The following is a 1,891-nucleotide window of genomic DNA, read 5'->3' on the forward strand; positions in this document are numbered from 1 at the left end:
TATCAAGTAAACCCAGGTATCTCAACCTGAGATTCTCACAGAACCGTACGTGATGGTCTCCCATCATACGGCTCTTATTATCGTAATTCCATAGTAGGTTTTGAGCCAAATGTCCAGTGTGCAAAGAGTTTTGGTTTTCGTTTATATAAACGCTTTAGCCATTTCATCGCACTGGTCACGCTGACTCTCAACCCTTTGTATTTCCTGATTGCCCAGTTAGCCAACTTTGCATTAACCCCACGCAGAAAGCCTTTCAACTTTGAGCTATGGAATTTTCCGTAATAGTTGATCAAACCCTGCAATACCGGATTCATTTCTTTGGCTACAGCTTCTATCTCAATACCGGCAATTCGTAATATTGGCAGTTTGTTAAGCTTTTCATTCATTGCTTTCATTGCCTTGGTACTTACTGCCGGAAGAAAGTTGGTAAAGCTGACTTTCCTTTTAGCGTTCAGCGCCTGCCTAGGCTTGAATGTATAACCAAGGAAGTCAAACGTTACGGCTTTCTCCGTTTCCCCTCTGCGGTTGCTGTCCTTGCAATAAACAATTTTGGTCTTGTCTTCATGCATCTCCAAACCGCATTCTTTTAGCCTTTTACCTAATGATTCCTTCAAGTGGATGGCCTGTTCTTCTGTTCTGCAATGAATGACTGCATCATCGGCATAACGTTCAAAAGCATGGTCAGGATAGTTGGCTTTTAGCCACATATCAATCGCGTAATGCAGATATAGATTTGAAAGAACCGGGCCAACAACAGAACCTTGCGGTACCCCTTTAGCCCTTGGAACGATTGTCCCATCTTCCAGTTCTAAGGATGCCACCAACCATCTTTTGATGTAAAGTACCATCCAATCTTCATCTGTGTGCTTTTCAACGGCCAACATCAGCAAATCATGCGGAATATTGTCGAAGAACCCGCGGATATCAACGTCCAGTAACCAGTTGTATACCCAGCACCTTTCCCGTGCTTTGGCAACTGCCTGTAACGCTGATTTCTTTGGCCGGTAGCCGTAAGAGTCTTCATGGAATAAGTTGTCGACCACCTCTCCTAATCTTACCGATACCACAGCCTGCCCAATCCGGTCGGTTACTGTAGGAATACCCAATGGCCTTTTACCGCCATCCTTCTTTGGAATCTCTACCAACTTGATAGCAGGTGGCATATAACTGCCGGAACTCATCTGGTTCCATAACTTGTAAAGATGCTTTTGGCATTGCATATCAAATGCTTCCATACTCATCTTATCTACACCCGCTGCGCCTTTGTTGGCTTTGATTTTCAAGTAGGCTTCCTGAACCGACTTTCTTGAAATACAATATGGTTTTGGCCTGTACATCTTCTATACCTCCTGTTGTGTTAACCTTGAACAGTTTCTATCAATGTACAACCCCGATAATGCCACTCCTTCGCTCCAGTCAGGTTTCCAAGACCATCATCACTACTACGGGTGGCTCTGCCCCCGTGGAACGCATCGGTACTTTCGGCCTTGCGGGTTCTTCCGCTTGGACTTTTCCCTTCACATCGTTCCGACAGGTTCACAAGTTCCCTCTGATTGCCTGTATAAAGCTCATGCTGCCTATACGCCGGATGCCACAGAGACGGTAAACAGGTCATCCTCTCTGCTGATAATAAAGTGTTACTGTACTTTAGTTTTGACATCATCTAATCCTTTCGACGCCTCTTCGGCAGTTCATTTGCATTCATCTTCTTTATACTCACCTGACACCTCTAAGATGCCTTTTCCTCTAACGCTCACTACCAGGACACTTAATCCAAGCAGCTTAGAGGAGGTTTGGTACCTGCTCCTGTAAGCCGATACCGAGGGGCCCTCCCTCATCAATCAGACAGCATTGATTTGCTCACGCAAATCATTCATGTCGCTCAATAACC

At 45.1% G+C, this 1,891-nt stretch carries 1 protein-coding gene; it reads right to left on the reverse strand.

What is annotated here, in order from left to right; genetic code table 11:
• Nucleotides 1-77: 77 nt before the first annotated feature.
• Complete coding sequence (ltrA, locus tag EZ456_RS24940; RefSeq protein WP_131534924.1) at nucleotides 78-1,337, reverse strand: group II intron reverse transcriptase/maturase; 1,260 nt, start codon at nucleotides 1,335-1,337, stop codon at nucleotides 78-80.
• Nucleotides 1,338-1,891: the final 554 nt, after the last annotated feature.

Source organism: Pedobacter psychrodurus, assembly GCF_004331735.1.
Classification (GTDB): Bacteria; Bacteroidota; Bacteroidia; order Sphingobacteriales; family Sphingobacteriaceae; genus Pedobacter; species Pedobacter psychrodurus.

Excerpts from the sequence above, each read along its gene's own strand:
- ltrA (WP_131534924.1), bottom strand. The coding sequence starts at position 1,337 with ATGTACAGGCCAAAACCATATTGTATTTCAAGAAAGTCGGTTCAGGAA.